This is a genomic window from Bacillus sp. FSL K6-1006 (assembly GCF_038593175.1).
In the GTDB taxonomy this organism is placed as follows: Bacteria; Bacillota; Bacilli; order Bacillales; family Bacillaceae; genus Bacillus; species Bacillus safensis.
This window is the reverse complement of record NZ_CP151970.1, coordinates 2,297,280-2,323,301: the sequence shown is the minus strand read 5'-3', so window position 1 is coordinate 2,323,301 and position 26,022 is coordinate 2,297,280. Positions and strand designations below refer to the sequence as shown.

The 26,022-nt window shown below is 41.8% G+C and carries 27 protein-coding genes; 26 read left to right on the top strand and 1 reads right to left on the bottom strand.

The features are described 5' to 3' along the window. Window positions 1-31 precede the first annotated feature (31 nt). From hrcA to mtaB, 7 genes are all read left to right on the top strand, one after another. On the top strand, window positions 32-1,063 hold the full coding sequence (gene hrcA, locus NSS65_RS12010) for a heat-inducible transcriptional repressor HrcA (RefSeq protein WP_003217350.1): 1,032 nt from the start codon (window positions 32-34) through the stop codon (window positions 1,061-1,063). A 63-nt stretch (window positions 1,064-1,126) separates the two neighbouring features. Continuing rightward, window positions 1,127-1,684, top strand: a complete 558-nt coding sequence (gene grpE, locus NSS65_RS12005) for a nucleotide exchange factor GrpE (protein ID WP_024423035.1) — start codon at window positions 1,127-1,129, stop codon at window positions 1,682-1,684. Window positions 1,685-1,708: 24 nt separating this feature from the next. After that, window positions 1,709-3,547: a molecular chaperone DnaK gene (gene dnaK / locus NSS65_RS12000; protein WP_041086261.1), complete on the top strand. Its 1,839-nt coding sequence runs from the start codon at window positions 1,709-1,711 to the stop codon at window positions 3,545-3,547. A 165-nt stretch (window positions 3,548-3,712) separates the two neighbouring features. After that, window positions 3,713-4,846: a molecular chaperone DnaJ gene (gene dnaJ / locus NSS65_RS11995; RefSeq protein ID WP_144496228.1), complete on the top strand. Its 1,134-nt coding sequence runs from the start codon at window positions 3,713-3,715 to the stop codon at window positions 4,844-4,846. A 22-nt stretch (window positions 4,847-4,868) separates the two neighbouring features. After that, on the top strand, window positions 4,869-5,804 hold the full coding sequence (gene prmA / locus NSS65_RS11990) for a 50S ribosomal protein L11 methyltransferase (RefSeq protein ID WP_034280111.1): 936 nt from the start codon (window positions 4,869-4,871) through the stop codon (window positions 5,802-5,804). A 23-nt stretch (window positions 5,805-5,827) separates the two neighbouring features. Then, complete coding sequence (locus NSS65_RS11985) at window positions 5,828-6,598, top strand: 16S rRNA (uracil(1498)-N(3))-methyltransferase (protein WP_024427953.1); 771 nt, start codon at window positions 5,828-5,830, stop codon at window positions 6,596-6,598. After that, on the top strand, window positions 6,598-7,956 hold the full coding sequence (gene mtaB, locus NSS65_RS11980) for a tRNA (N(6)-L-threonylcarbamoyladenosine(37)-C(2))-methylthiotransferase MtaB (RefSeq protein ID WP_024423030.1): 1,359 nt from the start codon (window positions 6,598-6,600) through the stop codon (window positions 7,954-7,956). Before NSS65_RS11985 ends, mtaB begins: the two co-directional genes overlap by 1 nt. Before the next feature lie 42 nt (window positions 7,957-7,998). Here mtaB and NSS65_RS11975 read toward each other — a convergent pair whose 3' ends face one another. Next, window positions 7,999-8,928, bottom strand: a complete 930-nt coding sequence (locus NSS65_RS11975) for a Na/Pi symporter (protein WP_144496227.1) — start codon at window positions 8,926-8,928, stop codon at window positions 7,999-8,001. Between the two features lie 182 nt (window positions 8,929-9,110). On the opposite strand from NSS65_RS11975, the gene rpsU reads away from it, so the two are divergent. The 19 genes from rpsU to NSS65_RS11880 all read left to right on the top strand — a co-directional run bounded on the left by rpsU (window position 9,111) and on the right by NSS65_RS11880 (window position 25,894). Further along, a complete protein-coding gene (gene rpsU, locus NSS65_RS11970) occupies window positions 9,111-9,284 on the top strand; it encodes a 30S ribosomal protein S21 (protein ID WP_003152957.1) in 174 nt (57 codons plus the stop codon). 14 nt (window positions 9,285-9,298) lie between these two features. Then, on the top strand, window positions 9,299-9,748 hold the full coding sequence (locus NSS65_RS11965; protein ID WP_034280115.1) for a GatB/YqeY domain-containing protein: 450 nt from the start codon (window positions 9,299-9,301) through the stop codon (window positions 9,746-9,748). A gap of 139 nt (window positions 9,749-9,887) precedes the next feature. Further along, window positions 9,888-11,201, top strand: a complete 1,314-nt coding sequence (locus tag NSS65_RS11960; protein ID WP_070326492.1) for a nodulation protein NfeD — start codon at window positions 9,888-9,890, stop codon at window positions 11,199-11,201. Window positions 11,202-11,228: 27 nt separating this feature from the next. Further along, the gene (floA, locus tag NSS65_RS11955) at window positions 11,229-12,221 is read left to right on the top strand and encodes a flotillin-like protein FloA (RefSeq protein ID WP_024423026.1); all 993 of its coding nucleotides are present in this window, start codon (window positions 11,229-11,231) and stop codon (window positions 12,219-12,221) included. A gap of 31 nt (window positions 12,222-12,252) precedes the next feature. Beyond that, window positions 12,253-12,750 carry a hypothetical protein gene (locus NSS65_RS11950; protein ID WP_024427958.1) on the top strand — a complete coding sequence of 166 codons (498 nt, stop codon included), beginning with the start codon at window positions 12,253-12,255 and terminating at the stop codon, window positions 12,748-12,750. Window positions 12,751-12,955: 205 nt separating this feature from the next. Continuing rightward, on the top strand, window positions 12,956-13,237 hold the full coding sequence (yqfC, locus tag NSS65_RS11945; RefSeq protein ID WP_012010618.1) for a sporulation protein YqfC: 282 nt from the start codon (window positions 12,956-12,958) through the stop codon (window positions 13,235-13,237). 18 nt (window positions 13,238-13,255) lie between these two features. After that, window positions 13,256-14,446, top strand: coding sequence for a sporulation protein YqfD (yqfD, locus tag NSS65_RS11940; RefSeq protein ID WP_041118008.1), 1,191 nt, complete (start codon window positions 13,256-13,258; stop codon window positions 14,444-14,446). Between the two features lie 3 nt (window positions 14,447-14,449). Then, on the top strand, window positions 14,450-15,409 hold the full coding sequence (locus NSS65_RS11935) for a PhoH family protein (protein ID WP_046311804.1): 960 nt from the start codon (window positions 14,450-14,452) through the stop codon (window positions 15,407-15,409). Window positions 15,410-15,547: 138 nt separating this feature from the next. Beyond that, window positions 15,548-17,635 carry an HD family phosphohydrolase gene (locus NSS65_RS11930; protein ID WP_186365570.1) on the top strand — a complete coding sequence of 696 codons (2,088 nt, stop codon included), beginning with the start codon at window positions 15,548-15,550 and terminating at the stop codon, window positions 17,633-17,635. After that, on the top strand, window positions 17,636-18,115 hold the full coding sequence (gene ybeY / locus NSS65_RS11925; RefSeq protein ID WP_024423021.1) for an rRNA maturation RNase YbeY: 480 nt from the start codon (window positions 17,636-17,638) through the stop codon (window positions 18,113-18,115). Further along, window positions 18,093-18,479, top strand: coding sequence for a diacylglycerol kinase family protein (locus NSS65_RS11920; RefSeq protein WP_024423020.1), 387 nt, complete (start codon window positions 18,093-18,095; stop codon window positions 18,477-18,479). Before ybeY ends, NSS65_RS11920 begins: the two co-directional genes overlap by 23 nt. Window positions 18,480-18,592: 113 nt before the next feature. Further along, window positions 18,593-18,991, top strand: a complete 399-nt coding sequence (locus NSS65_RS11915; RefSeq protein ID WP_008356263.1) for a cytidine deaminase — start codon at window positions 18,593-18,595, stop codon at window positions 18,989-18,991. Next, window positions 18,984-19,889, top strand: coding sequence for a GTPase Era (gene era, locus NSS65_RS11910; RefSeq protein WP_007501305.1), 906 nt, complete (start codon window positions 18,984-18,986; stop codon window positions 19,887-19,889). The genes NSS65_RS11915 and era overlap by 8 nt, the downstream gene beginning before the upstream one ends. 148 nt (window positions 19,890-20,037) lie before the next feature. After that, on the top strand, window positions 20,038-20,181 hold the full coding sequence (locus NSS65_RS11905; protein WP_003217288.1) for a YqzL family protein: 144 nt from the start codon (window positions 20,038-20,040) through the stop codon (window positions 20,179-20,181). Between the two features lie 35 nt (window positions 20,182-20,216). Continuing rightward, on the top strand, window positions 20,217-20,987 hold the full coding sequence (recO, locus tag NSS65_RS11900; RefSeq protein ID WP_034280128.1) for a DNA repair protein RecO: 771 nt from the start codon (window positions 20,217-20,219) through the stop codon (window positions 20,985-20,987). A 328-nt stretch (window positions 20,988-21,315) separates the two neighbouring features. Beyond that, window positions 21,316-22,203 (top strand): glycine--tRNA ligase subunit alpha, encoded by an 888-nt coding sequence (gene glyQ, locus NSS65_RS11895; RefSeq protein ID WP_012010611.1) that lies wholly within the window; start codon window positions 21,316-21,318, stop codon window positions 22,201-22,203. Continuing rightward, on the top strand, window positions 22,196-24,241 hold the full coding sequence (glyS, locus tag NSS65_RS11890) for a glycine--tRNA ligase subunit beta (protein ID WP_120208221.1): 2,046 nt from the start codon (window positions 22,196-22,198) through the stop codon (window positions 24,239-24,241). The genes glyQ and glyS overlap by 8 nt, the downstream gene beginning before the upstream one ends. A gap of 167 nt (window positions 24,242-24,408) precedes the next feature. Next, window positions 24,409-25,047: a helix-turn-helix transcriptional regulator gene (locus tag NSS65_RS11885; RefSeq protein ID WP_024423017.1), complete on the top strand. Its 639-nt coding sequence runs from the start codon at window positions 24,409-24,411 to the stop codon at window positions 25,045-25,047. Window positions 25,048-25,072: 25 nt separating this feature from the next. Beyond that, a complete protein-coding gene (locus NSS65_RS11880; RefSeq protein ID WP_008342399.1) occupies window positions 25,073-25,894 on the top strand; it encodes a pyruvate, water dikinase regulatory protein in 822 nt (273 codons plus the stop codon). The last annotated feature ends 128 nt before the right edge of the window (window positions 25,895-26,022 follow it).

The window sequence follows — 26,022 nt, the reverse complement described above, 5'->3', positions numbered from 1 at the left end:
TTGAAAGAGAGTGCTAACAGGGGTGATGATGATGTTAACAAATCGTCAGCTTTTGATTCTGCAAGTCATCATTAATGACTTTATTCGTTCGGCGCAGCCAGTTGGATCAAGGACTCTTTCTAAAAAAGAAGACATTACATTCAGCTCTGCGACGATTAGAAACGAAATGGCTGATTTGGAGGAACTTGGTTTTATTGAAAAGACCCATTCTTCATCAGGAAGAATTCCTTCCGAAAAAGGATATCGTTATTATGTAGATCATTTGCTCTCTCCGCGAAAACTGTCGTCTAAAGAGCTTGTGCTCATCCAGTCGGCCTTTCAGGAGAAAATTTTTGAGCTGGAAAAGACAGTTCAAAAATCGGCGGAAATTTTATCAGATCTCACAAACTATACATCGATTGTGCTTGGTCCAAAGCTAAGTGAAAATCGATTAAAGCAAATTCAGCTTGTCCCTGTTCAGCCAAACAAAGCAGTGGCGATCATGATTACAGACAGCGGACATGTTGAAAACAAAACCATTACCTTCTCTGAGCATCTCGATGTCTCCGATATTGAGAAGCTGATGAATATTTTAAACAGCCGCCTAGCCGGAGTCCCGATGGATCAGCTGAAGGACAGAATGTATAAAGAAGTTGTGATGCTTCTTCGTACGCATTTAAAAGATTATGATCATATTTTAGATGCGCTCGGCAATACATTTACATCGACTCAAAATGAATCAAAACTTTTCTTTGGCGGGAAGATTAATATGTTGAATCAGCCGGAGTTTCATGACATTGACCGCATCCGCTCACTCATGATGCTTATTGAGCAAAAGAATGATGTCATGCAGCTGTTTCATCCAAATCAGCAAGGAATCACCATTAAAATCGGTTCAGAAAACAATTTGGAAGCGATGGAGAACTGCAGCCTAATCACAGCTACTTATTCGATTGATCAAAAATCACTCGGCTCCATTGCCGTCATTGGTCCAACCCGTATGGATTATGGGCGGGTTGTCAGTCTCTTGCATCATGTATCAAAAGACTTGTCAAACGCACTTTCCAATTTGTATGATGAGTAGGGTGATAAAAGATAGGGGCACAGCCCCTTCGTATTTTTGAATCTTTTGAGGGAGGTGAACACAATGTCAGAAGAAAAACAGACACCTGAGCAAGAAGCAGAGGTTGAAGCACAAGAAGAAGCAGTTCAAGCAGATACTGAGGAAGTAACAAATGATGAACAGTCTGCCTTCCAAGAAAAAATCGATGAATTGCAGCAGCTTCTAGATGAAAAAGAAAACAAAATTCTGCGTGTTCAAGCAGATTTTGAAAACTATAAACGCCGTGCTCGAACTGAAGTGGAGACCGTGCAAAAATATCGTTCTCAACATGTTGTCAGTGATCTTCTCCCAGCTCTTGATAACTTTGAAAGAGCGCTTGGAATTGATCCAGACAATGAGCAGACGAAAAGTTTGTTAGAAGGAATGCAAATGGTTTACCGCCAGCTGGTAGAAGCGTTGAAAAATGAAGGCGTAGAACCAATTGAAGCTGTCGGCAAAGAGTTCGATCCAAACCTTCATCAAGCCGTCATGCAAGTTGAAGATGAAAACTACGATTCAAATATCGTTGTAGAAGAATTGCAAAAGGGCTATAAACTCAAAGACCGAGTTATTCGTCCATCAATGGTAAAAGTAAATCAATAACTACATAATGGGAGGTCATCGAATATGAGTAAAATCATTGGGATTGACTTAGGAACAACAAACTCATGTGTTGCAGTACTTGAAGGCGGCGAGCCAAAAGTCATTGCTAACGCTGAAGGAGCACGTACAACACCATCTGTTGTCGCTTTTAAAAACGGAGAGCGCCAAGTGGGTGAAGTAGCAAAACGTCAATCAATTACAAACCCGAACACGATCATGTCTGTTAAAAGACATATGGGTACTGATTATAAAGTAGAAGTTGAAGGTAAGAACTATACACCGCAGGAAATCTCTGCAATTATTCTTCAGCACCTTAAATCTTACGCTGAAGGCTATCTTGGCGAAGAAGTAACAAAAGCTGTTATCACAGTTCCTGCTTACTTTAACGATGCAGAACGTCAAGCAACGAAAGATGCTGGTAAAATTGCTGGTCTTGAAGTAGAACGTATCATCAACGAACCAACAGCAGCTGCACTTGCGTATGGTTTAGATAAAACAGAAGAAGATCAAACGATTCTTGTATACGACCTTGGCGGCGGTACATTTGACGTATCGATCCTTGAGCTTGGAGACGGCGTCTTTGAAGTGCGCTCAACTGCTGGGGACAACCGTCTTGGTGGAGACGATTTTGACCAAGTCATTATTGATCACCTAGTGGCTGAATTCAAAAAAGAAAATGGTATTGATCTTTCTAAAGATAAAATGGCGCTTCAGCGTTTAAAAGATGCTGCTGAAAAAGCGAAAAAAGATCTTTCTGGTGTATCTTCTACACAAATCTCACTGCCATTTATCACAGCTGGAGAAGCAGGTCCTCTTCATCTTGAATTAACGTTAACGCGTGCTAAATTTGAAGAGCTTTCTGCAGATCTTGTAGAGCGTACAATGACACCTGTACGTCAATCACTGAAAGATGCTGGTTTATCTGCTAGTGAGATTGATAAAGTCATCCTTGTTGGTGGATCAACTCGTATTCCTGCAGTACAAGAAGCAATCAAAAAAGAAACAGGCAAAGAGCCTCATAAAGGTGTAAACCCTGATGAAGTAGTTGCACTTGGTGCAGCCATCCAAGGTGGAGTGATCACAGGAGATGTCAAAGACGTTGTTCTTCTTGACGTAACACCACTTTCTTTAGGAATTGAAACAATGGGCGGCGTATTCACGAAGCTGATTGAACGTAATACAACAATTCCAACAAGTAAATCACAAGTATTCTCAACAGCTGCTGACAATCAAACAGCTGTAGATATCCATGTCCTGCAAGGTGAGCGCCCAATGGCTGCAGATAACAAAACATTAGGCCGCTTCCAATTGACTGATATCCCGCCGGCACCACGCGGCGTACCGCAAATCGAAGTATCTTTTGATATCGATAAAAACGGTATTGTCAACGTACGTGCGAAAGATATGGGTACAGGCAAAGAGCAAAACATCACAATCAAATCTTCTTCAGGTCTTTCTGATGATGAGATCGAAAAAATGGTCAAAGAAGCAGAAGAAAATGCTGAAGCAGATGCGAAGAAAAAAGAAGAAATCGAAGTGCGCAACGAAGCAGATCAATTAGTGTTTACAACTGAAAAAACATTAAAAGATCTAGAAGGCAAAATCGATGAAGAGCAAGTGAAAAAAGCAAATGACGCGAAAGATGCGCTAAAAGCTGCGATCGAAAAAGGCGAGTTTGAAGACATCAAAGCGAAAAAAGATGAGCTGCAAACAATCGTTCAAGAATTAACGACAAAGCTCTATGAAGAAGCTGCAAAACAAGCACAAGCTCAGCAAGAAGGCGCTGAAGGTGCTCAAAAAGCAGATGACAATGTAGTGGATGCAGAATACGAAGAAGTAAACGACGATCAAGAGAAAAAATAATCACCTTTACTTTTGAAAAAGACTGCTGAAACGTACTCGTCAGAAAGTCAAAGTCAGGATCTCTTGGCTTTGACTTTTTTTCTTTTCAACGCTGAAAGGAATTGAAAAAGGTTAAATCAAAATGATACAATCGTATTTATGTGAGAAAATCGGGAGTGTGAAGAGATGAGTAAGCGTGATTACTATGAAGTGCTTGGCGTAAGTAAGAGCGCCTCAAAGGACGAAATCAAAAAGGCATACCGCAAGCTTTCAAAAAAGTATCACCCTGATATTAATAAAGAAGCTGGCTCAGATGAGAAATTCAAAGAAGTAAAAGAAGCCTATGAAACCCTTTCTGATGATCAAAAACGTTCGCATTATGACCAGTTCGGTCATGCCGATCCAAACCAAGGCTTTGGCGGCGGCGGTTTTGGCGGAGGAGGAGACTTTGGCGGCTTCGGCGGCTTTGATGACATCTTCTCTAGTATTTTTGGCGGCGGAGCCAGAAGAAGAGATCCAAATGCACCGCGCCAAGGAGCGGACCTGCAATATACAATGACGCTTTCGTTTGAAGAAGCGGCATTTGGAAAAGAAGCAACCATTGAAATCCCTCGTGAAGAATCTTGTGAAACATGTCATGGATCAGGTGCAAAGCCTGGTACGCAGGCAAAAACTTGTTCACATTGCGGCGGTTCTGGTCAGTTAAATGTTGAGCAATCTACTCCGTTTGGTAAAGTGGTCAACCGCAGAGTATGTAACTACTGCAGCGGAACAGGGAAACAAATTGATCATAAATGTTCAACATGCGGCGGATCTGGCAAAGTGCGTAAGCGTAAGAAAATTAACGTGACGATCCCTGCAGGTGTTGATGATGGCCAGCAGCTCAGAGTGTCTGGGCAAGGTGAACCAGGCGTAAATGGAGGACCTCCAGGCGATCTATTTGTTGTATTCCATGTGCGTGCGCATGAATTCTTCGAACGTGATGGAGATGACATTTACTGCGAGATGCCGCTTACCTTTGCGCAGGCTGCATTAGGTGACGAAATTGAAGTGCCGACATTACACGGAAAAGTAAAATTAAAAGTTCCTGCTGGCACTCAAACTGGCACGAAGTTTAGACTCAAAGGAAAAGGTGTGAAAAATGTACGCGGCTACGGCCAAGGCGATCAGCATATCGTTGTACGTGTCGTCACACCGACAAATTTAACAGACAATCAAAAAGATATCATTAGAAAATTTGCTGAAGTGAGCGGAAATAAACCAGACGAACAAGAAATGAGCTTTTTCGATAAGGTAAAACGCGCATTTAAAGGCGAGTAAGACGGATAAGGAGTTGGTAGTATTGAAGTGGTCAGAAATTAGCGTCCATACAACAAATGAAGCGGTGGAACCGATCACCAATATTTTGCATGAAGCAGGTGCAAGTGGTGTCGTGATTGAGGACCCGCTTGATTTAGTCAAGGAACGTGAAAATGTATACGGTGAGATCTACCAGCTCGATCCGAATGACTATCCAGATGAAGGTGTCATTGTGAAAGCCTATCTTCCAATGAACAGCTTTTTGATGGAAACGGTAGATGAGATCAAAGAAGCCATCAACAACCTTCTTCTATACGATATTGACCTTGGACGCAATACACTGTCAATTTGTGAAGTAAATGAAGAAGAATGGGCCACCGCATGGAAGAAATACTATCATCCTGTGAAAATCTCTGAAAAATTCACCATCGTTCCCACGTGGGAAGAATATACACCAGTTCATTCTGATGAACTGATTATTGAAATGGACCCTGGAATGGCATTTGGAACAGGTACGCATCCAACAACCGTCCTTTGCATTCAGGCGCTTGAGCGCTACGTAAAGGAAAACGATACGGTGATTGATGTTGGAACAGGCTCTGGAATTTTAAGTGTGGCAGCAGCGATGCTTGGTGCAAAGGACATTCAAGCCTTTGATCTCGACACCGTTGCGGTAGAAAGTGCGAAGCAAAACATCGAATTAAATGGTGTAAGTGACCAAGTGACGGTCAAACAAAACAATTTGCTTGACGGAATTTCAGGTGAGCGTGATGTAATTGTCGCCAACATTCTGGCAGAAGTGATTTTGCGCTTTACAGATCAAGCCTATGAACTATTGAAGAAAGATGGCTATTTCATTACATCAGGCATCATTGGACAAAAGAAATTACAGGTCAAAACAGCATTAGAAGAGGCGGGTTTTGACATTGTTGAAGTGCTGTCAATGGAAGATTGGGTCAGCATTATAGCGAAAAAATAAAGCGAGTAGGTGTCAGGACACGTATGCAACGATATTTTATCGACCTCACGAAAGAAGAAGTGACGTTAAAGGGAGCCATCGTTATAAAAGGTGAAGATGTACATCATCTTTCCAATGTCATGCGGATGAAAGCAGGACAGGAAATCCTTTGTTTAACGACAGACGGCTTTGAAGCGCTCAGTAAAATTGATACAATAACAAAGGAAGAAGTGATTTGTCACCTTGAAAGCTGGACAAATCAGGACAGAGAACTTCCGATTAGGGTGACGATTGCAAGCGGTCTTCCAAAAGGAGATAAGCTTGAGCTCATTATCCAAAAAGGCACAGAGCTTGGCGCAAGTGCTTTTATCCCGTTTCAAGCGGCTCGTTCTATTACAAAGCTTGACCAAAAAAAGTCCCATAAAAAACGAGAGCGCTGGGAGAAAATCGCGAAAGAAGCAGCCGAGCAGTCCTACCGGAATATCATTCCCCGTGTTTATTCAGTATCAACGTTTAAAGAGCTGACGCAATTAGCTGGTGAATTCGATAAATGTGTCGTTGCATACGAAGAATCATCGAAAGAAGGAGAGCAAAGCCGCTTTCAAACTGTGCTTCAACAGATGAAAGGCGGACAAACCTTGCTAGTGGTTTTTGGCCCTGAAGGCGGTTTGGCAGAAAAGGAGATTGAAGAGCTTGAAACGCTTGGTGCAGTCATTTGCGGGCTTGGACCACGCATTTTAAGAACAGAAACTGCTCCTTTATATGCGCTTTCCGCTATATCTTATCAAACAGAGTTATTAAGAGGTGAATCATGATGGGAACAGTAGCGTTCCATACACTTGGCTGTAAGGTCAACCACTATGAGACAGAGGCGATCTGGCAGCTGTTTAAAGAAGCTGGCTATGAAAGAAAAGAGTATGAATCAAAAGCAGACGTATATGTCATTAATACATGTACGGTCACGAATACAGGCGATAAGAAAAGCCGCCAAGTCATTAGGAGAGCCATTCGTCATAACCCGGATGGTGTCATTTGTGTAACAGGCTGCTATGCGCAAACATCACCAGCAGAAATCATGGCGATTCCTGGTGTTGATATTGTGGTTGGAACACAGGACAGACATAAATTACTAGGCTATATTGAAGAATATCGCAGAGAAAGACAGCCGATCAACGGGGTTGGCAATATCATGAAAGCACGTGTGTTTGAAGAACTTGATGTTCCTGCCTTCACAGACAGAACGCGCGCTTCATTAAAAATCCAAGAAGGCTGTAACAATTTCTGTACATTCTGCATTATTCCTTGGGCGCGCGGCCTTCTTCGTTCTCGTGATCCAGAAGAGGTCATCAATCAAGCGCAGCAGCTTGTTGATGCGGGCTATAAAGAAATTGTGCTGACAGGTATTCACACAGGCGGATACGGAGAAGACTTAAAGGATTATAACTTTGCAAAGCTTCTGAGAGAATTAGATGAACGTGTTATTGGCTTAAAACGAATCCGTATTTCATCTATTGAAGCAAGTCAAATTACAGATGAAGTGATTGAAGTGCTTGATCAGTCAGATAAAATTGTCAGACACTTACACATCCCGCTTCAATCTGGCTCAAATACTGTGCTGAAAAGAATGCGCCGTAAATATACGATGGAATTCTTTGCAGAGCGTTTAACAAAGCTGAAAAAAGCATTGCCGGGACTTGCTGTCACCTCTGATGTAATCGTTGGATTCCCTGGGGAAACAGAAGAAGAGTTCTTGGAAACGTACAATTTTGTCAAAGATCATCAATTCTCTGAGCTGCACGTCTTCCCTTACAGCAAACGTACAGGTACCCCTGCTGCAAGAATGGAAGATCAAGTGGATGAGAATGTGAAAAACGAACGTGTCCACCGTTTGATCGCTCTTTCTGACCAGCTTGCGAAAGAGTACGCATCAGCATACGAAGGTGATGTGCTAGAGATTATTCCGGAAGAATCCTTCAAAGAACAAGAAGGAAACCACAATCTTTATGTTGGTTATACCGATAACTACATGAAGGTTGTTTTTGAAGGGACAGAGGACATGATCGGCCGTCTGGTCAAAGTGAAAATTACGAAAGCGGGCTATCCTTATAACGAAGGACAATTCGTTCGCATCAGCGATGATGTGCAGCCAGACAAAGTGAGAATGACCTCATAATAGATAAAAAAACCGGCAGCCAAAAGAGCAAGCCGGTTTCTTTTATTTTGACTGATTCGGCATGAGACACAAGATCAATGCGTGAAAAGGGCGAATGAACGGAAAGAAGAGGAGAGAGCTTGCCACATTAAACAGCAGGCTGAAATGCGCAATCTGCTGGGCAGGAGAGCTTGCGAGAAGGGCAACAACCTCTGTAATCAGGGCGAGAAACGGCAGGCATAAAAGAACCCCGAGCACATTAAATACGACGTGTGCATAAGCCGTTTGACGTGCTGCGTAGCCGCCGGATATCGCAGCCATCACAGCCGTAATACATGTCCCAATATTGGACCCCAACACAAAGCTGATGCCTTCCTGAAGTGCCACAGTTCCTTCATTCATAAATCCCATTAAAATACCGATACAGACTGAGCTCGAATGAACAATTGCTGTGAAAATGGTACCCGAAAGCAGCGCTGTCCAGTCTGAATGCTGCATCATTTCAAGAAAACGCAATGTCTCAGGCTGGCTTGTCATCATCCCTGCAATTTTTGAAAAGCCTTGTATGCAAAAAAAGATCATCCCGAGCCCAAATAAACTTTTTCCTGCATGTCTAAAAGATGTCCTGCCAAAAAGAATGCATACAAGACCGGTTATGATCAAAACCCACATGAATACGTCCATTTTAATGGCGATAAATTCTGTCGTAAACGTTGAGCCGATATTGGTTCCAAGAATCATTGGGATCGATTTTTTAAAAGAGAGAATGCCAGTACTGACAAAGCCGATGACGATGACCATAAAAGCAGAACTGCTTTGTAGAACCCCTGTAAACACAATGCTGACCAAGAATGCTTTGACCGGGTGATCTGTAAAGAGAAGAAGTGATTTCTCAATACGAGACGACGCAAGCGCCATTAATCCTTTTCTCAGCAAACCCATTGACCATAAAAAAATGAAAATAAGTGCACAAAAATAAATGATCGCCATCATAGAAAAGTCCTCCTCTTACCAATGAATATATGGACTTGTCTACCTGCTCATGACGAAAATATATTTCCAAATCACTTAGTTGACCTCACACTGGGCTTATATTATAATGTCTAGGTACATGTTTTGCATGTATATCTTTTTTTAATGCAGTCGATTGGTGTATTCGGAGGGAGGGAAAGAGAATGTCAAAAACGGTCGTTAGAAAAAACGAATCGCTTGAAGATGCTCTTCGTCGCTTTAAACGCAGTGTATCCAAAACTGGAACATTGCAAGAAGCAAGAAAGCGTGAATTTTATGAAAAGCCTAGCGTAAAGCGTAAGAAAAAGTCTGAAGCTGCTAGAAAACGTAAATTCTAAAGAGGGTGGATTTTATGAGTCTTCTTGAGCAATTAAATTCTGATATGAAGCTTATGATGAAAAACCGTGAGAAAGACAAGCTTGTTGTCATTCGTATGGTAAAGGCTTCGCTGCAAAATGAAGCAATTAAGCTTAAGAAAGACAGTTTGACCGGCGATGAGGAACTAACCGTCCTTTCCCGCGAGATTAAGCAACGTAAAGACTCCCTCCGTGAATTTTCGAAAGCTAATCGCTTAGATTTAGTAGATAAAGTTCAAAAAGAGATTGACATATTAGACGTTTATTTACCTGAACAGCTTTCTGAAGAAGAACTGCAAACGATCGTGAAAGAAACGGTCGCTGAAACAGGTGCTTCCTCGAAGGCTGACATGGGTAAAGTCATGAGCGCTATTATGCCAAAAGTAAAAGGTAAAGCTGATGGAGCTGTCATTAACAGACTTGTCAGCGAGCAGCTGTCTCAATAAAAAGTATCCTTCTATTGTTAGAAGGATACTTTTTTTATGCCCTCGTGATTCTGTCATATAAAAATGAAACCTATGATACATTTGTAACGTATGTAAAGGAACGGTAAAATGAAGAAAGAGAGGAGGGATCACCAAATAGATGAAAAAAATAAAAATTTCTATTGCTCTCTTCAGTTGTTTTATAATATGCTTGTTATTAGGGGTTCAATTGACCGCGAAATCAGCAGATCAGAAAGTTCATGTTATCCCAATTGAAGATACAGTAGAAAAAGGACTTTCTAAATTCATTGAACGATCGTTTGAGCAGGCAAAGTCGGAACGGGCGAAGCATATTATTCTCGACATCAATACACCGGGTGGTGCAGTTGATGCAGCGCTTAAAATCGCAGATACGATTCGTGCTTCCGATATCCCAGTGACAGCGTTTGTCAATCATAGAGCGCTTTCAGCGGGGGCATTCCTTGCATTAAATGCCGATCAAATTTATATGACCCCGAATGGAAAAATGGGGGCTGCTGCGATCATTGATGGAGAAGGCAATGCTGCCGATCAAAAATCTGAATCTCTATGGCTTGCTGAAATGAGTGATGCTGCCGAAAAGCAAGGGCGTGATCCAAAGTATGCTCTTGCCATGGCAGATGTAGATATAGACGCAAAAGAAGCCGGTGCACCAAAAGGAGAATTGCTCACCTTCAACACAGACCGGGCGCTTCAATTCGGGTATGCAGAAGGGGAAGCAAAAAATATGGATGACTTGCTTCAGAAGCTGAAATTACAAGACGCTTCTGTTCAATACGATGAAGTGAGCTTTGCTGAAAAGGTTGCGCGTTTTCTTACGCACCCAATTGTCATTCCAATCCTTTTATCCATTGCAAGCTTAGGGTTAGTTGTTGAGCTCTATTCTCCTGGCTTTGGGGTCCCGGGCACAATGGGAGTGACAGCGCTTCTTCTATTCTTTTATGGTCATCTCGTGGCAGGTTTTGCAGGATATGAGACGTTGTTCCTGTTTTTAGCAGGGATTGCACTCATCATTCTGGAATTGTTTTTGCCAGGGGGAATCGTAGGTGTCATTGGACTGATCTGTGTCGTTGTCAGCTTATTTTTAGCAGCTGGAAGCTTTACAGAAATGGCGATTTCCATCTTGATTGCCACTGCTGTTTCAACCATAGCAGTTATTTTATTGACAAAGGTGTTGGGGAAACGTATGAAATTCTTTAAAAAGTTCATTTTAACCGATTCAACCAATAAGGAAAGCGGTTATGTCTCAAATGAAACAAGAGAAGATCTTGTTGGGCAAATCGCAGTGACAGCCACTGCACTTCGTCCATCTGGTACGATCGTACTCGGAGATGAGCGCATTGATGTGGTGTCAGAAGGTGCATTTATCGATAAAGATGAACAAGTAAAAATTGTGAAAGCGGAAGGCTCACGCATTGTCGTGAGGAAAGTATAGATATACTGATTTTAGAGGAGGAATAAAATGGATCCATCTACTTTACTATTATTTGTGATTATCGCAGCAGGTTTGATTGTTCTATCGATCTTTTTCACCTTTGTACCGGTGATGCTGTGGATTTCTGCCCTAGCGGCTGGCGTAAAAGTGAGCATTTTTACACTTGTAGGAATGAGACTGCGCCGAGTGATTCCAAACCGAGTAGTCAACCCGCTCATCAAAGCACATAAAGCAGGTCTTGATGTGACGATTAACCAGCTGGAGAGCCACTATCTTGCAGGTGGTAACGTGGACAGAGTTGTGAACGCATTAATAGCAGCTCAACGCGCGAATATCGAATTGAACTTTGCCCGCTGTGCAGCCATCGACCTAGCAGGCCGTGACGTACTGGAAGCAGTTCAAATGAGTGTAAATCCTAAAGTCATTGAAACACCATTTATCTCTGGTGTTGCGATGGACGGGATTGAAGTCAAAGCAAAAGCACGTATTACAGTTCGTGCAAACATCGACCGACTTGTCGGTGGTGCAGGGGAAGAAACAATTATTGCCCGTGTAGGTGAAGGGATTGTCTCTACAATCGGTTCATCAGATAATCATAAAAAGGTTCTTGAGAATCCTGATATGATTTCTCAAACGGTTCTTGGTAAAGGATTAGATTCAGGTACTGCATTTGAAATTCTCTCGATTGATATCGCAGATGTTGATATCGGTAAGAACATCGGGGCGATCCTGCAAACAGACCAAGCAGAAGCAGACAAAAACATTGCACAGGCGAAAGCAGAAGAACGCCGCGCAATGGCTGTTGCACAAGAACAAGAGATGCGTGCGAAAGTTGAAGAAATGCGCGCGAAAGTCGTTGAAGCAGAGGCTGAAGTACCACTTGCAATGGCTGAAGCATTACGTGAAGGCAATATTGGTGTCATGGACTACATGAACATTAAGAATATCGATGCTGATACGGATATGAGAGATTCATTTGGCAAAATGACAAAAGGTCCATCTGATAATGAAAACAAATAAGCATCCTCTCACGCTTTAAGGAGGGAGCCCATTGGACATTCTATTTGAAAATCCGCTACTAATTGCGATTATCATCGGTATCATCTCTGCCGTCTTTGGGAAGATCGGCAAACAAGAGGAGAACGAAGAGCAGAATCAGCAAAAGAAGCCCGCTCCTCAGCGTAAGCAGGTGCCCCAAAAGCAAACAAAGCAAACAAGTCCAGATCCAGTCGTGACGGATCAGCTGGACGATTTCGGTGATGTACATGATCATGGCGGGATGAAGAAAAAAACTTCTCAGTCCTTACAAGATCGCTATACGGCTACACTTGCCGAAATGGAAGAAAGAAAAAACGAGCTGAACAAAGAGTTCCAATCGCTTGAAAGAGAGCTGACAAGGCCAAAGGCTGCATCTGCTGAAATGAGGCCAAAATTCATTGAGAAGCTGAACCAAGATACAATTGTTCAAGGAATGATCCTTGGAGAAGTATTTGGAGAGCCGCGCGCGAAAAAGCCGCACAGAACGATGAAACGGCCATATAAAAGATAAAGAAGAAAGCCCCCTTTATGAAAAAGGGGGCTTTTTTTGCCTGATGATATTTTTTCTTAAAGAAAATGCTGAAACAGCTATTTTACGGGATTCATTAGCATGATATGAACCCCTGAGGAATAGGATGATATAGAGGCTTTCTCATCAGTCTCACCATCTTTCAGTTTGATCTCATACACATGAGGTGGGAAGGGGTTCTTATTGAATGGGAAAAAGAAAAAATCGACTTAAAGCATGGCTGACAAGAACACTTGAAATCCCTCCAGACGTGATGATGGATCTTCCCCGTATTACGATGGTTGGCAGACTCCACATTTACATAGAGAACCATAAAGGGCTTTTGCTTTTCAGTGATCAAGAGGTAAGGCTGATGCTCAAACAGGGACAATGCATTATTTCAGGGAAAGATTTTGTGATTAAAACGATTTTGCCAGAAGAGATTTTATTGGAAGGGAAAATCGATGAGGTCCGTTATATTGATTCTTAACTGACGGAGGGGAGAAGCGTGAAGAATAAATGGTTCGCCTATTTTATTGGCAGAGTGGAAGTGGAGATCAAAGGAAATGGCATTGAGCGGCTCATTAATGAGTGCACGAGGCAGGGGATCACAATGTTTCAAGTGAGCCGCCGTCAAGACAGCGTGCGCTTATTTATTCGCTTATCAGATGTACATGCCTTCAGAAAGGTACGCAGACATCATGACGTGACATGTTCATTTCATCAAAAAAAGGGCTTTCCATTTCTACTCCTATGGTCAAGGAAGAATATCGGATTTACCCTTGGGATTGTATGCTTTCTAGTGACGATATTGGCGCTTTCAAACATGGTATGGAAAATCGATATTAAAGGAGCCAATCCAGAAACTGAACATCAAATGAGAAAGCATTTAGACGACATTGGGGTGCAAAAAGGACGTTTTCAGTTTCTAATGGGAACACCTGAAAAAATTCAAAAATCCCTGACAACCAATATTCAAAGCATCACATGGGTCGGCGTAGAACTAAACGGAACAACCTTTCAAATGAAAGTTGTGGAAAAAAATGAACCTGAAAAAGAAAAATACACGAGTCCTCAGCATATCGTCGCCAAGAAAAAGGCTGTCATCACGAGAATGTATGTAGAAAAAGGGGAGCCGCTTGCCGCGGTTGATGAACATGTAAAGAAAGGACAGATGCTTGTCTCTGGACTCATTGGCAGTGAAGATCAGCAAAAAACGGTAGGAGCCAAAGCGAAAATCTATGGTGAAACGTGGTATCGTTCAGAAGTTTCTGTCCCTCTTCGAACATCTTTTGACGTTTTTACGGGTAAAATGAAGACAAAGCACAAGCTCTCCGCATTTGGAGGCTCACTGCCATTTTGGGGCTTTTCTTTTAAAAAGGATGATTTTAAGCAGCCAAAAACAGAAACAGAAGTTCATCCGCTTCATTTCTTAAACATGCAGCTCCCATTCTCTTATGAAAAGGAAATTACACGCGAAAGTGAGAAAATAAATCGCGAATACACAAATAAAGAAGCGGTTCAAGCAGGGATTAAAATGGGTAAAAAAGAATTAGAAGAGAAGCTAGGTCAAACAGGAGAGGTGAAAAGTGAAAAAGTTTTGCACGAGACAACAGGGAATGGTAAAGTTAAGTTAATCATCCTTTACCAAGTAATAGAAGATATTGTTCAACCAACACCTATTGTTCAGGGAGACTAGAGAATGACAGAACATTTACTTGAGATTCAACAAAAATTGGATAGCCCAAACGAAGCGATTGCTTTATTTGGCAATCAAGATGCTTATCTGAAACTAATGGAAAACGAGCTGAACGTCTCCATTATTACGCGTGGAGAAAAAGTGTATGTTTCTGGTGAGGAAGCATCGAGAGATACAGTAAGCCGTTTGATCACATCTCTTTTACATCTCATCCGTAAAGGAATTGAGATATCTGAACGGGATGTCGTCTATGCCATTAAAATGGCGCAAAAAAACAAGCTGAATTATTTTGAAAATATGTATGAAGATGAAATTACGAAAAATGCCAAAGGAAAGTCGATCAGGGTGAAAACAATCGGCCAGCGTGAATATGCTGCGGCGATGAAAAAAGATGACCTGGTCTTTGGAATTGGACCTGCTGGTACAGGGAAGACGTATTTGGCAGTCGTCAATGCGGTCCATTCGCTGAAAAATGGACATGTGAAACGGATAATCCTGACAAGACCAGCTGTTGAAGCAGGAGAGAGTCTTGGCTTTTTACCAGGCGATCTAAAGGAAAAAGTAGATCCTTATTTAAGACCACTATATGATGCCCTGCATGATGTGCTTGGCAGTGATCATACGGAACGACTAATCGAGCGCGGCGTGATTGAAATAGCGCCCCTTGCCTATATGAGAGGCCGGACGCTTGATGATGCATTTGTGATTTTAGATGAAGCGCAGAATACAACACCTGCCCAAATGAAAATGTTTTTGACGAGACTTGGGTTTGGCTCTAAAATGGTCATTACAGGAGATATTACACAGATTGATCTGCCAAAGGGCATGCAGTCAGGTCTTGCAGCTGCAAAGGACATGCTTGCAGAGATCAGGGGCATCTCATTTATTGAATTAGACCAGACAGATGTGGTCAGACACCCGCTTGTGGCGAAGATCATTGGCGCATACGAAAAGCAAAAATGAACTGAGTGACCCGATCGTCTTCATCGGGTCATTTTGTTTCGATCGTGGTTTAAAGTAAAAAAGGAGGTACTTTCCTTGAGAAAGAATCAAAAAGGCAGTAAGCGCAAAAGACTACTGTCTAAAAAAGAACCTCAGAAAATGGAGCGCTCACGTTATTTAAATGTTTTGCTGTACGCTGGTTTAGCAGCCATTTTATTCGTGGTGCTCTTCTTCCATGTAAAGCCTGAATCGCTCGACTTGGATTTATTTTCAGTGAGCGAACAGACCATCTATTCTCCGTCAACCGTTGATGATCAAGAAGCGACAGAAGAAAAGAAACAAGAAGCAACAGATCAGGTAGAAGATCAATATACGCTCAAAAAAGCGTATTCTGATAATCGCGTAGACCTCATCTCATCCCTCTTTGAAGCCATTAAAGAAGAGAAGAAAGCAGCTGATGATAAAGAGAACGCGCCATCAGATCAAGAAATGGTCAAGCGTGTCAAAGAAAAGCTCACAACAGATATGCAGGAAGCTGTTTCGGATCAATCCATCAAAGCACTGCTCCAAGCAAGTGATGAAAATCTCTCATTTACTAAGGATTCCATCATCACAGTGGTGAATTCACTGATGAGTAAAGAAATCACAGCAGCGAAATTACAAGATGAGAAAAAACAAGTCAAAACAGAGCTTAAAAACAATTCGATTCCATCAAAATACTTAAATGCGGCGAAAGAAATCGGTGAATTTGCGATCATTCCAAACTATGTATTTGACCCAGTGGCAACAGAGAAGAAAAGACAGGAAGCGGCTGACAATATTCAGCCTGTGCAAATTAAGCAGGGGCAAATCTTAGTTGAAGAAGGAGAGCTCATTGACCGGGAAGTTTATCGCAAATTAGAACTCACGGGTCTGTTAAACAGCTCAAATTTATTTAAGCCTGTAAGTGGTCTTCTCATATTAATTGGACTTTTCTTAGCAGCGATTGTTCATTCCCTTGAATCGAGGAAAAAATCGCTTGTCCATAAGAATAAGTCGTTACTGCTTTACACGCTTATTTTCACGATTATATTAATTATCATGGAAGTGTTCAGCCTCTTCCAGGAAACGAAGTATACGACGATAGGCTATGTCGTGCCAGTGGCACTTGGCACGATGCTGATCAAGCTGCTCATTAATGAGCGGCTGGCGATCTTCTCCGGTCTTGTATTTGCTCTTTGCGGCAGTATGATGTTTAATCAAGGAGTAACCGGCGTCTTTAACTATGTGATCTGCGCTTATTATCTGATGAGCGGGATGGCGGGTATTTTATTTTTAAGAAAACATAATGCAAGATCAAAAATATTGCAGGCTGGGCTTTTGGTTGCTTTGGTGAATGTACTTGTGGTTTTATCCATTACACTCATCCAAAATTCTTCACCATCAGGGCTTGAAATCGGTGTGAACCTCATGATGGCGATTGTTTCAGGGTTTGCATCATCTATCTTGGTCATTGGGTTAATGCCTGTTTTTGAGAGCATGTTTGGTATTCTTTCCACAATGAAACTGATTGAATTATCCAATCCAAATCATCCGCTGCTCAAAAAGATTTTAACCGAGACACCAGGTACATATCATCATAGTGTCATGGTGGCGAATTTAGCGGATGCTGCATGTGAAGCAGTCGGCGCAAATGGTCTTTTAGCAAGGGTCGGTGCTTATTATCATGACATTGGGAAAACGAAAAGACCGCAGTACTTTATCGAAAACCAAATGAACATTGATAATCCGCATGACAAGCTTTCTCCTCAGCTGAGTAAAAATATTATTATTGCCCATACGACAGATGGCGCTGATATGCTGAGAGAAAAGAAGTTTCCTGAAGAACTTGTCGACATTGCCGAACAGCATCACGGGAAGTCTCTTTTAAAGTTCTTTTACTATAAGGCGAAAGAGCGTGATGATCAGGTGACAGAAGAAGAATTCCGTTACCCTGGTCCAAAGCCGCAATCAAAAGAAGCAGCGATTATTTCTGTGGCTGACAGCGTTGAAGCGGCGGTTCGTTCGATGCATAATCCAAATCCAGAGCGGATTGAAAAGCTTGTCAAAGGCATTATTTCAGATAAAATGCAGGACGGGCAATTTAGTGAATGTGACCTCACATTTAAAGAATTAAATATTATCAGCCAAACGATTTGTACAACATTAAAGGGGATTTTCCATTCTCGGATTGAATATCCAGATGCCCCGAAGCAGAAGGTGAAGTAAATGACATTGTTAATCGATTTAATAGATGAAACAGGACAAGTATCAAAAGAGCAGCTTGAAGAAGTGGAAAAGCTTCTTCAGTTTGCTGCAGACGAACTTGAGGTCAAGGATCAAGCGGAAGTATCAGTGACGATCGTTTCGAATGAAGAGATTCATCAAATCAATAAAGAATACCGCGGAAAAGACGCACCAACAGATGTAATCTCCTTTGCACTTGAGGAAGAAGGAGAAGGGGAGATTGAAATCATTGGAGCAGATGATATCCCGCCTGTACTTGGTGACATTATCATTAGTGTGGATCGAACGAAAGAGCAGGCAGAGGAATATGGACATTCCTTTATGAGAGAGCTTGGATTCTTAACGATTCATGGCTTCCTCCATTTGCTCGGGTACGATCATATGACAGAGGAAGATGAAAAAGAAATGTTCGCCAAACAGACAAAAATCCTGGATGATTATGGCCTTTCGAGATCATCGTAAGAAAAGAAGGCCGCTCGCCCGTTTTTTTCGGAGTTTTTACTATGCATTTAGAGGAATATGGCGAACATTCTTGAATGAACGGAATTTTCGATTTCACACAGTCGCAGCCATCATCGTGGTGATCTGCGGCTTTTGGTTCCGCATTGACCCATTTGAATGGCTGATCGTTCTTCTTCTTTGCGGGGGGATGTTTGCGCTTGAACTTGTCAATACAGCCATTGAACATACAGTGGATCTGATGACAGAAGAAAGGCACCCGCTTGCAGAGAGAGCGAAGGACGCTGCGGCAGGCGCTGTTTGCGTTTACGCCGCGATTTCGGTTATGATTGGGTTGATCATCTTCTTACCGAAGATCATGCAATAGAACAATATTACTATTTATTAACATTTTTAGAAATGGGCGTGAAAATGTCACGAGAATTATGTAAAATATAAATGTGACAGTGGTACCATTTCTTCTGAAAGTGGGAACTAGGAATGAACAAACAAGAGTTGATTTCAGAAGCAATCAAAGCAAGAGATTTTGCATATGTACCCTATTCTAAATTCAAAGTCGGTGCAGCATTACTGTCGAATGATGGAAAAGTGTATGGCGGCTGCAACATTGAAAATGCAGCATATGGTATGTGTAATTGTGCGGAAAGAACTGCACTTTTTAAAGCCTATTCAGAAGGCATTACATCTTTTCAAATGTTAGCAGTGGTGGCTGATACAGACCGTCCTGTTTCGCCGTGCGGCGCATGCAGACAGGTCATTTCAGAGCTATGTGCACCTGATATGCCAGTGATTCTAACGAACTTAAAAGGACATATATACGAAACAACAGTAAACGAACTATTGCCAGGCGCATTTTCACCGGAGGATTTAAATGACTAACGAAAGCTTCAAATCAGGATTTGTATCAATTATTGGAAGACCAAATGTAGGGAAATCAACCTTTCTTAATCGTGTCATTGGACAAAAGATCGCCATCATGAGCGATAAGCCCCAAACGACGCGAAACAAAGTGCAAGGTGTTCTGACAACAAACACATCACAAACGATCTTTATCGATACACCGGGGATTCATAAACCTAAGCATAAGCTTGGTGATTTTATGATGAGGGTGGCTCAAAATACACTGAAGGAAGTCGACCTGATCTTGTTTATGATTAACGCACAGGAAGGCTATGGCAAAGGTGATGAATTCATCATTGAACGACTAAAGCAAACATCTACACCGGTGTTCCTAGTCGTTAATAAAATTGACCAAATTCACCCAGATGAACTGTTCCTTTTAATTGATGAATACCGCACACGTTACCCATTCAAGGAAATTGTGCCAATTTCAGCACTTGAAGGAAACAATATCGACACGCTTCTTCAGCAGATTGAAGGTTATCTTCCAGAGGGCCCTCAATTTTATCCGGCAGATCAAGTAACAGATCATCCAGAACGGTTTATTATTTCTGAATTAATTCGTGAAAAAGTGCTGCATTTAACGAGAGAAGAGATTCCGCACAGTATTGCGGTTGCGATTGAATCGATTAAGCCAGATGAAAATGGCAAGATCCATGTCGCGGCGACCATTGTCGTAGAACGTGATTCGCAAAAAGGGATCGTCATTGGTAAACGAGGCAGCTTGTTAAAAGAAGTGGGACAAAAAGCGCGCAGAGATATTGAAGCACTTCTAGGCTCAAAAGTGTATTTAGAGCTTTGGGTCAAAGTTCAGAAGGACTGGCGTAATAAATCCACTCACCTGCGTGATTTTGGATTTAGAGAAGACGAATATTAAAAAATCGCTGCATTTGTCAGCAAATCTGACAATGGTGCGGTTCGATTAGTAAAAATTGTTTATCATGAAATGGAGGTAGCCTGGTCAAGATAAAATTAATATGTTGGATGTAGCGTTGCTGCTTCTAATAAAGAAAGGTGGGGTTTTTATGTTGAATTTTACATGGAACGTATTTTCACAAACAGGAAGCGTTGACACGTATCTGCTTTTCAAAGAGTTAGAAAAGGAGAACCTGGAAAGACCCGATGTACTTGAAGAAGAGATAGCACGATTTGATTTTCCAATCTTATAATTCTTGACCCCCTCCAATGCTCGGAGTGTAGACAAATGCTCATTAAAAGTGAAGGAATCGTCCTTAGAACAACAGATTATGGCGAAACAAACAAAATTGTCACGCTGCTCACTAGAGAACATGGGAAAATTGGTGTCATGGCAAGAGGCGCAAAAAAATCAAACAGCCGCCTGTCAGCCATAAGCCAGCCGTTTTTATACGGCACCTTTCTCATCCAATCATCAACAGGACTTGGAACGCTCCAGCAAGGCGAAATGATTGAAAGTATGCGGGCCATTCGGGAAGACTTATTTCTGACCGCATATGCCGCATATATGACGGAATTGATGGATAAAGGGACAGAAGAAAAAAAGCCAAACCCTTATTTGTTTGAGCTTCTGCTTCAATCTCTGCGTCATCTCAACGAAGGTACAGATGCTGATATTATTTTATTTATCGTAGAGGTCAAAATGTTATCAGTGATGGGGATGAAGCCTGAACTTGATCAATGTGTGCACTGTGGTCAAAAAGAAGGACAGTTCCATTTCTCAATAAGAGATAACGGCTTCATTTGCCAAAATTGTTTTTCGAAAGATCCATATAAACTGCCCTTATCCCCCGCAGCTGCAAGGCTGCTCCGGTTGTTTCATTATTTTGATTTATCAAGGCTTGGTCAGGTTGATGTGAAACAGCAGACGAAACAAGAAATTCGTCAAGTGCTTGATCACTACTATGACGAATATTCCGGCCTCTATTTAAAATCAAAAAAATTCATGAATCAGATGGAATCCATGAAAAAGCTAATGGGCGGGGAAAACAAAAGTTGACATCTCCCATGACTTTTTGTAAGATCATCTAAGATAAAATATGTTGCATTGACAGAAAGAAGTACTTACGTAAAATCCATAAAAGCGACCTTAGGGCGGTGTGAGCTAAGGATGGAGGCGTAACGAAAGGCATTCTTGAGCAACGTAAAACAAAGCGGCTGGGTGCTACTACACCAGCAAATAGGGTGGAACCGCGGGAAAAACTCTCGTCCCTATGTTTGCAAGAACCTTGCGAGCATAGAGACGGGAGTTTTTGTGTTCTCTTACAAGGTTCTCATCCCACCCGCCATACATAGCGGTTGGTCTAGAAAAGATGGAGGTGCGATCATTGAATATTCAAGACATGATTTTGACGCTGCAAAAGCATTGGTCAAATGAAGGCTGCGTATTAATGCAGGCGTATGACACAGAAAAAGGTGCCGGAACGATGAGTCCATACACGTTCCTCAGAAGCATCGGCCCAGAGCCGTGGAAGGTAGCTTATGTAGAGCCTTCAAGACGCCCGGCTGATGGCAGATATGGAGAAAACCCAAATAGATTGTATCAGCATCACCAATTTCAAGTGATCATTAAGCCATCACCTGACAATATTCAAGAGCTATATCTTGAATCATTGAAGGCACTTGGCATTGACCCGCTGAAACATGATATTCGTTTTGTGGAAGATAACTGGGAAAATCCATCTCTTGGTTGTGCAGGACTTGGCTGGGAAGTATGGCTTGATGGGATGGAAATTACGCAGTTCACGTATTTCCAACAAGTCGGCGGCTTAGAATGTAAGCCCGTTTCTGTTGAAATCACATACGGTATTGAACGTCTTGCTTCTTACATCCAGGACAAAGAAAATGTCTTCGATCTTGAATGGACAGACGGATTTACGGTCAGAGATTTATTCTTAATGGCTGAATATGAGCACTCTGTTTATACATTTGAAACATCTAATACTGACATGCTGTTCGAGCTATTTACAACCTATGAGAAAGAAGCACATAGCCAAATGGACAAAGGGCTTGTTCACCCGGCATACGATTATGTCCTCAAATGCTCTCATACGTTTAACCTGCTCGATGCAAAGGGTGCTATTTCTGTGACTGAGCGAACTGGTTATATCGGAAGAGTGCGTCAGTTAGCAAGAAAAGTAGCCAAAACCTATTATGAAGAACGCGAAAAACTGGGATTCCCTATGCTAAAAGAGGAGGCGGCTTCTCATGAATAAACAAGATGTATTACTTGAAATCGGCTTAGAAGAGATGCCGGCTCGTTTCATGCCAGAGAGCACAAAGCAGCTGGGTGAGAAAGTAAAAGCATGGTTTGAAACGCAAAATATTTCATTCGAAGAGACTGCTTTATTTAACTCACCTAGACGTCTTGCTGTACTTGTGAAAGGTGTCGCAGAAAAACAAGAAGACATCAAAGAAGAAGCAAAAGGCCCGGCTAAAAAGATTGCCCAAGATGCTGAAGGCAATTGGACAAAAGCAGCTGAAGGCTTTGCAAGAGGACAAGGTGCTTCAACAGATGATCTCTATTTCAAAGAGATCAAAGGAGTGGATTATGTCCATGTCCAAAAGTTTCAAGAAGGAAAGCAAGTCAAAGACCTCCTGCCAGCGTTAGGTGAAATCGCCGCTTCATTAAGTTTTCCAAAGAACATGAGATGGGGAAGCGAGGATTTACGCTATATCCGTCCGATTAAATGGATTGTTTGTTTATTTGGAAAAGAGATTGTACCTGTTGAAATTGCTGGGGTAAAAAGCGGCCGTGAGACTAGAGGACACCGTTTCCTTGGAACGACAGCCAGCATTGACACACCTGCTTCCTATGAACAAACTTTGCGCGATCAATTTGTGATTGCAGACTCAGAGAAAAGAAAACAATTCATTACTGAACAGCTAGATGCGCTATCTTTAGAAAAAGGCTGGGTCATTCCTGTTGATCCTGAACTTTTAGAAGAAGTGAACGACCTTGTAGAATATCCAACTGTGCTGTCTGGTTCCTTTGAAGAAGAGTTTCTTGCATTGCCGGAAGAAGTATTGGTGACGACAATGAAAGAGCATCAGCGCTACTTCCCTGTAAAAAATGAGCAAGGGGAATTATTGCCGCACTTTATTACAGTCAGAAATGGAAACAGTGAGGCGCTCGAAAATGTCGCAAGAGGGAATGAAAAAGTACTTCGTGCGCGTTTATCAGATGCTGCATTCTTCTATAAAGAAGACGAAAAACTAGTGATTGAAGACAATATTAAAAAGCTTGATAAAGTGGTATTCCATGAGAAACTTGGAACAATCGGCGACAAGCTGAAGAGAGTGACAGACATTGCAACTCGTCTAGCGGCGCATGTCGGAGCAGATGATGAAACCACTAAACGTGTGGCGAGAGCAGCAAGTATTTCGAAGTTTGACCTTGTGACTCAAATGGTCTATGAATTCCCAGAATTACAAGGAATCATGGGTGAGAAATATGCAAGAGCTCTTGGTGAACATGAAGAAGTAGCAAGAAGCATCAACGAGCACTATATGCCGCGCTTTGCTGGTGACGAGGCGCCGTCCACTTTGATTGGTGCGATTGTGGCAGTAGCAGATAAGCTTGATTCTATTTGTTCATTCTTCTCAATTGATGTGATCCCAACGGGTTCTCAAGACCCTTATGGACTTAGAAGACAAGCGAGCGGTATCGTTCAAATCCTGCTCGACCGTCATTGGAATATTTCATTTAAAGAGCTGCTAGCACTTGCACAAGTAAAGGCAGAACATGAAGCTGCTCTGATTGAATTTTTAACACATCGTTTAAAATATGTTCTTCAAGCAGAGCATATCCGCCATGATGTTGTTGATGCAGTGCTGGATGTTGAAAATATTGAGCCATATGCAGTCGTCAAAAAAGCAGCTGTTCTTGAAGAGAGTGTGAAACAAGAAAGCTTCAAAGAAACGGCTGAAGCATTGGGGCGCGTCATTTCAATCAGTAAAAAAGGGGAAGATGCAGAGATTCAGCCTGAACTGTTTGAAAATGAACATGAGCAAAAGCTGTTTGAGGCGTATCAGCAAGTAGAGAAAGCTGTAAAGGAACATGTAGCAGCAGGACAATACAGCTTGGCACTTGAGGCGCTGGATACGTTAAAAACACCGATTGTTCATTATTTCGATCATACAATGGTTCATGCGGATGATGAAAAACTGAAGCGAAATCGTTTAGCACAAATGGTCAAACTAGCCAAAGTCATTCAATCATTTGCGAATATGAACAATTTAATTGTAAAATAAATACCTAAGAACGGTTGCCTTTTCTGAAGGGCAATCGTTTTTTACTCATTTAATTCACGGTTTTTGAGTGGATTTTTGTTTCATTCGGACAAAGATGCGCTATAATATGATGAGTTATGAAAATGATATACATAAAATAAAGATTTCGCTCTCTCTATTTAAAGGTGGTGAGTACAATCGAGTTAAATAAACGGCAAGAGCAGATTTTACAGATTGTCAAAGAGAATGGTCCGATCACTGGAGAGCATATCGCCGATCGGCTGAACTTAACAAGGGCGACCCTCAGACCGGATTTAGCCATTTTAACAATGTCAGGCTTTTTAGAAGCAAGACCAAGGGTCGGCTACTTTTTCACAGGAAAAACAGGCACGCAGCTTCTCGCAGATAAGCTGAAAAAACTTCAAGTGAAAGACTTTCAATCCATTCCAGTGGTAATACATGAGAATGTTTCGGTTTATGATGCGATTTGTACGATGTTTTTAGAGGATGTGGGCACATTATTTGTTGTGGACGATCACTCTATTTTAACAGGCGTGTTATCCAGAAAAGACCTCCTTCGCGCAAGTATAGGGAAACAGGAGCTTCCATCTATCCCTGTCCATATTATTATGACAAGAATGCCGAACATCACCGTTTGCCGCAAGGAAGATTTCATTATGGATGTGGCGAAGCACTTGATTGAAAAGCAAATAGATGCACTTCCTGTGATAAAAGATACGGATAAAGGCTTTGAAGTGGTCGGAAGAATTACGAAAACAAACATGACGAAAATACTTGTCAGCTTATCGGAGAACGAAATAATCTAATGACAGAAGACTGCGAGGGGATGTTATGAGTAATCGCGTAATTTTTGTGGTATCAGATTCAGTTGGAGAAACGGCAGAGCTCGTGGTCAAAGCGGCACTTAGCCAATTTGATGGCGGCTCATCAGACCATTCAAATATTAGAAGAATCCCGTATGTAGAGGATGTTGGTACGATTAAAGAAGTCATTTCACTGGCGAAAGCAGATAATGGGATCGTCTGCTTTACTCTTGTTGTGCCAGAAATGCGCCAATTCTTAATCGAGGAAGCAGAAGCCAACGGTGTCGTTTATTATGACATCATCGGTCCGCTCATTGATAAAATGGAAACGGCATATGGAAATGAAGCGAAACATGAGCCGGGTCGTGTACGTCAATTAGATGAGGACTATTTTAAAAAGGTAGAAGCCATCGAGTTCGCTGTGAAATACGATGACGGCAGAGACCCTAGAGGTATTCTAAAGGCTGATATTGTGCTCATTGGTGTATCACGCACGTCCAAGACACCATTATCTCAATATTTGGCACATAAGCGGCTGAAGGTAGCGAACGTTCCAATTGTACCTGAAGTTGATCCGCCAGAAGAGTTATTTTCAGTTGATCCGAAGAAATGTATCGGTTTAAAAATTAGTCCAGACAAACTAAATCATATTCGCAAAGAGCGTTTAAAATCTCTTGGTTTAAATGATCGCGCTATTTATGCGAACATTGAGCGGATTAAAGAGGAACTAGAGTATTTTGAAAAAGTGGTTGACCGCATTAACTGTCAAGTCGTTGATGTATCGAATAAAGCAGTTGAGGAAACGGCAAATGTCATTCATCAAATGCTGACCAAAAGAGGTTCCGAATAAACTCAGGATGCTCCTCCTGGGTTTTTCCTATGGTGGGAAACGGGTAAACAAAAACAATGGCATATTTGCTGCATTTGTATTATAATAAAAAATTGTGATAAAATGATTGATTTTAGGTTTAAGTTAAG

Excerpts from the sequence above, each read along its gene's own strand:
- dnaK (WP_041086261.1), top strand. The coding sequence starts at position 1,709 with ATGAGTAAAATCATTGGGATTGACTTAGGAACAACAAACTCATGTGTT.
- glyS (WP_120208221.1), top strand. The coding sequence starts at position 22,196 with ATGAATAAACAAGATGTATTACTTGAAATCGGCTTAGAAGAGATGCCG.
- yqfC (WP_012010618.1), top strand. The coding sequence starts at position 12,956 with ATGGGAAAAAGAAAAAATCGACTTAAAGCATGGCTGACAAGAACACTT.
- NSS65_RS11960 (WP_070326492.1), top strand. The coding sequence starts at position 9,888 with ATGAAAAAAATAAAAATTTCTATTGCTCTCTTCAGTTGTTTTATAATA.
- era (WP_007501305.1), top strand. The coding sequence starts at position 18,984 with ATGACTAACGAAAGCTTCAAATCAGGATTTGTATCAATTATTGGAAGA.
- grpE (WP_024423035.1), top strand. The coding sequence starts at position 1,127 with ATGTCAGAAGAAAAACAGACACCTGAGCAAGAAGCAGAGGTTGAAGCA.
- floA (WP_024423026.1), top strand. The coding sequence starts at position 11,229 with ATGGATCCATCTACTTTACTATTATTTGTGATTATCGCAGCAGGTTTG.
- mtaB (WP_024423030.1), top strand. The coding sequence starts at position 6,598 with ATGGGAACAGTAGCGTTCCATACACTTGGCTGTAAGGTCAACCACTAT.
- NSS65_RS11935 (WP_046311804.1), top strand. The coding sequence starts at position 14,450 with ATGACAGAACATTTACTTGAGATTCAACAAAAATTGGATAGCCCAAAC.
- NSS65_RS11915 (WP_008356263.1), top strand. The coding sequence starts at position 18,593 with ATGAACAAACAAGAGTTGATTTCAGAAGCAATCAAAGCAAGAGATTTT.
- recO (WP_034280128.1), top strand. The coding sequence starts at position 20,217 with ATGCTCATTAAAAGTGAAGGAATCGTCCTTAGAACAACAGATTATGGC.
- NSS65_RS11965 (WP_034280115.1), top strand. The coding sequence starts at position 9,299 with ATGAGTCTTCTTGAGCAATTAAATTCTGATATGAAGCTTATGATGAAA.
- NSS65_RS11920 (WP_024423020.1), top strand. The coding sequence starts at position 18,093 with ATGGCCTTTCGAGATCATCGTAAGAAAAGAAGGCCGCTCGCCCGTTTT.
- NSS65_RS11905 (WP_003217288.1), top strand. The coding sequence starts at position 20,038 with ATGTTGAATTTTACATGGAACGTATTTTCACAAACAGGAAGCGTTGAC.
- NSS65_RS11880 (WP_008342399.1), top strand. The coding sequence starts at position 25,073 with ATGAGTAATCGCGTAATTTTTGTGGTATCAGATTCAGTTGGAGAAACG.
- rpsU (WP_003152957.1), top strand. The coding sequence starts at position 9,111 with ATGTCAAAAACGGTCGTTAGAAAAAACGAATCGCTTGAAGATGCTCTT.
- dnaJ (WP_144496228.1), top strand. The coding sequence starts at position 3,713 with ATGAGTAAGCGTGATTACTATGAAGTGCTTGGCGTAAGTAAGAGCGCC.
- NSS65_RS11985 (WP_024427953.1), top strand. The coding sequence starts at position 5,828 with ATGCAACGATATTTTATCGACCTCACGAAAGAAGAAGTGACGTTAAAG.
- hrcA (WP_003217350.1), top strand. The coding sequence starts at position 32 with ATGTTAACAAATCGTCAGCTTTTGATTCTGCAAGTCATCATTAATGAC.
- NSS65_RS11930 (WP_186365570.1), top strand. The coding sequence starts at position 15,548 with ATGGAGCGCTCACGTTATTTAAATGTTTTGCTGTACGCTGGTTTAGCA.
- ybeY (WP_024423021.1), top strand. The coding sequence starts at position 17,636 with ATGACATTGTTAATCGATTTAATAGATGAAACAGGACAAGTATCAAAA.
- NSS65_RS11975 (WP_144496227.1), bottom strand. The coding sequence starts at position 8,928 with ATGATGGCGATCATTTATTTTTGTGCACTTATTTTCATTTTTTTATGG.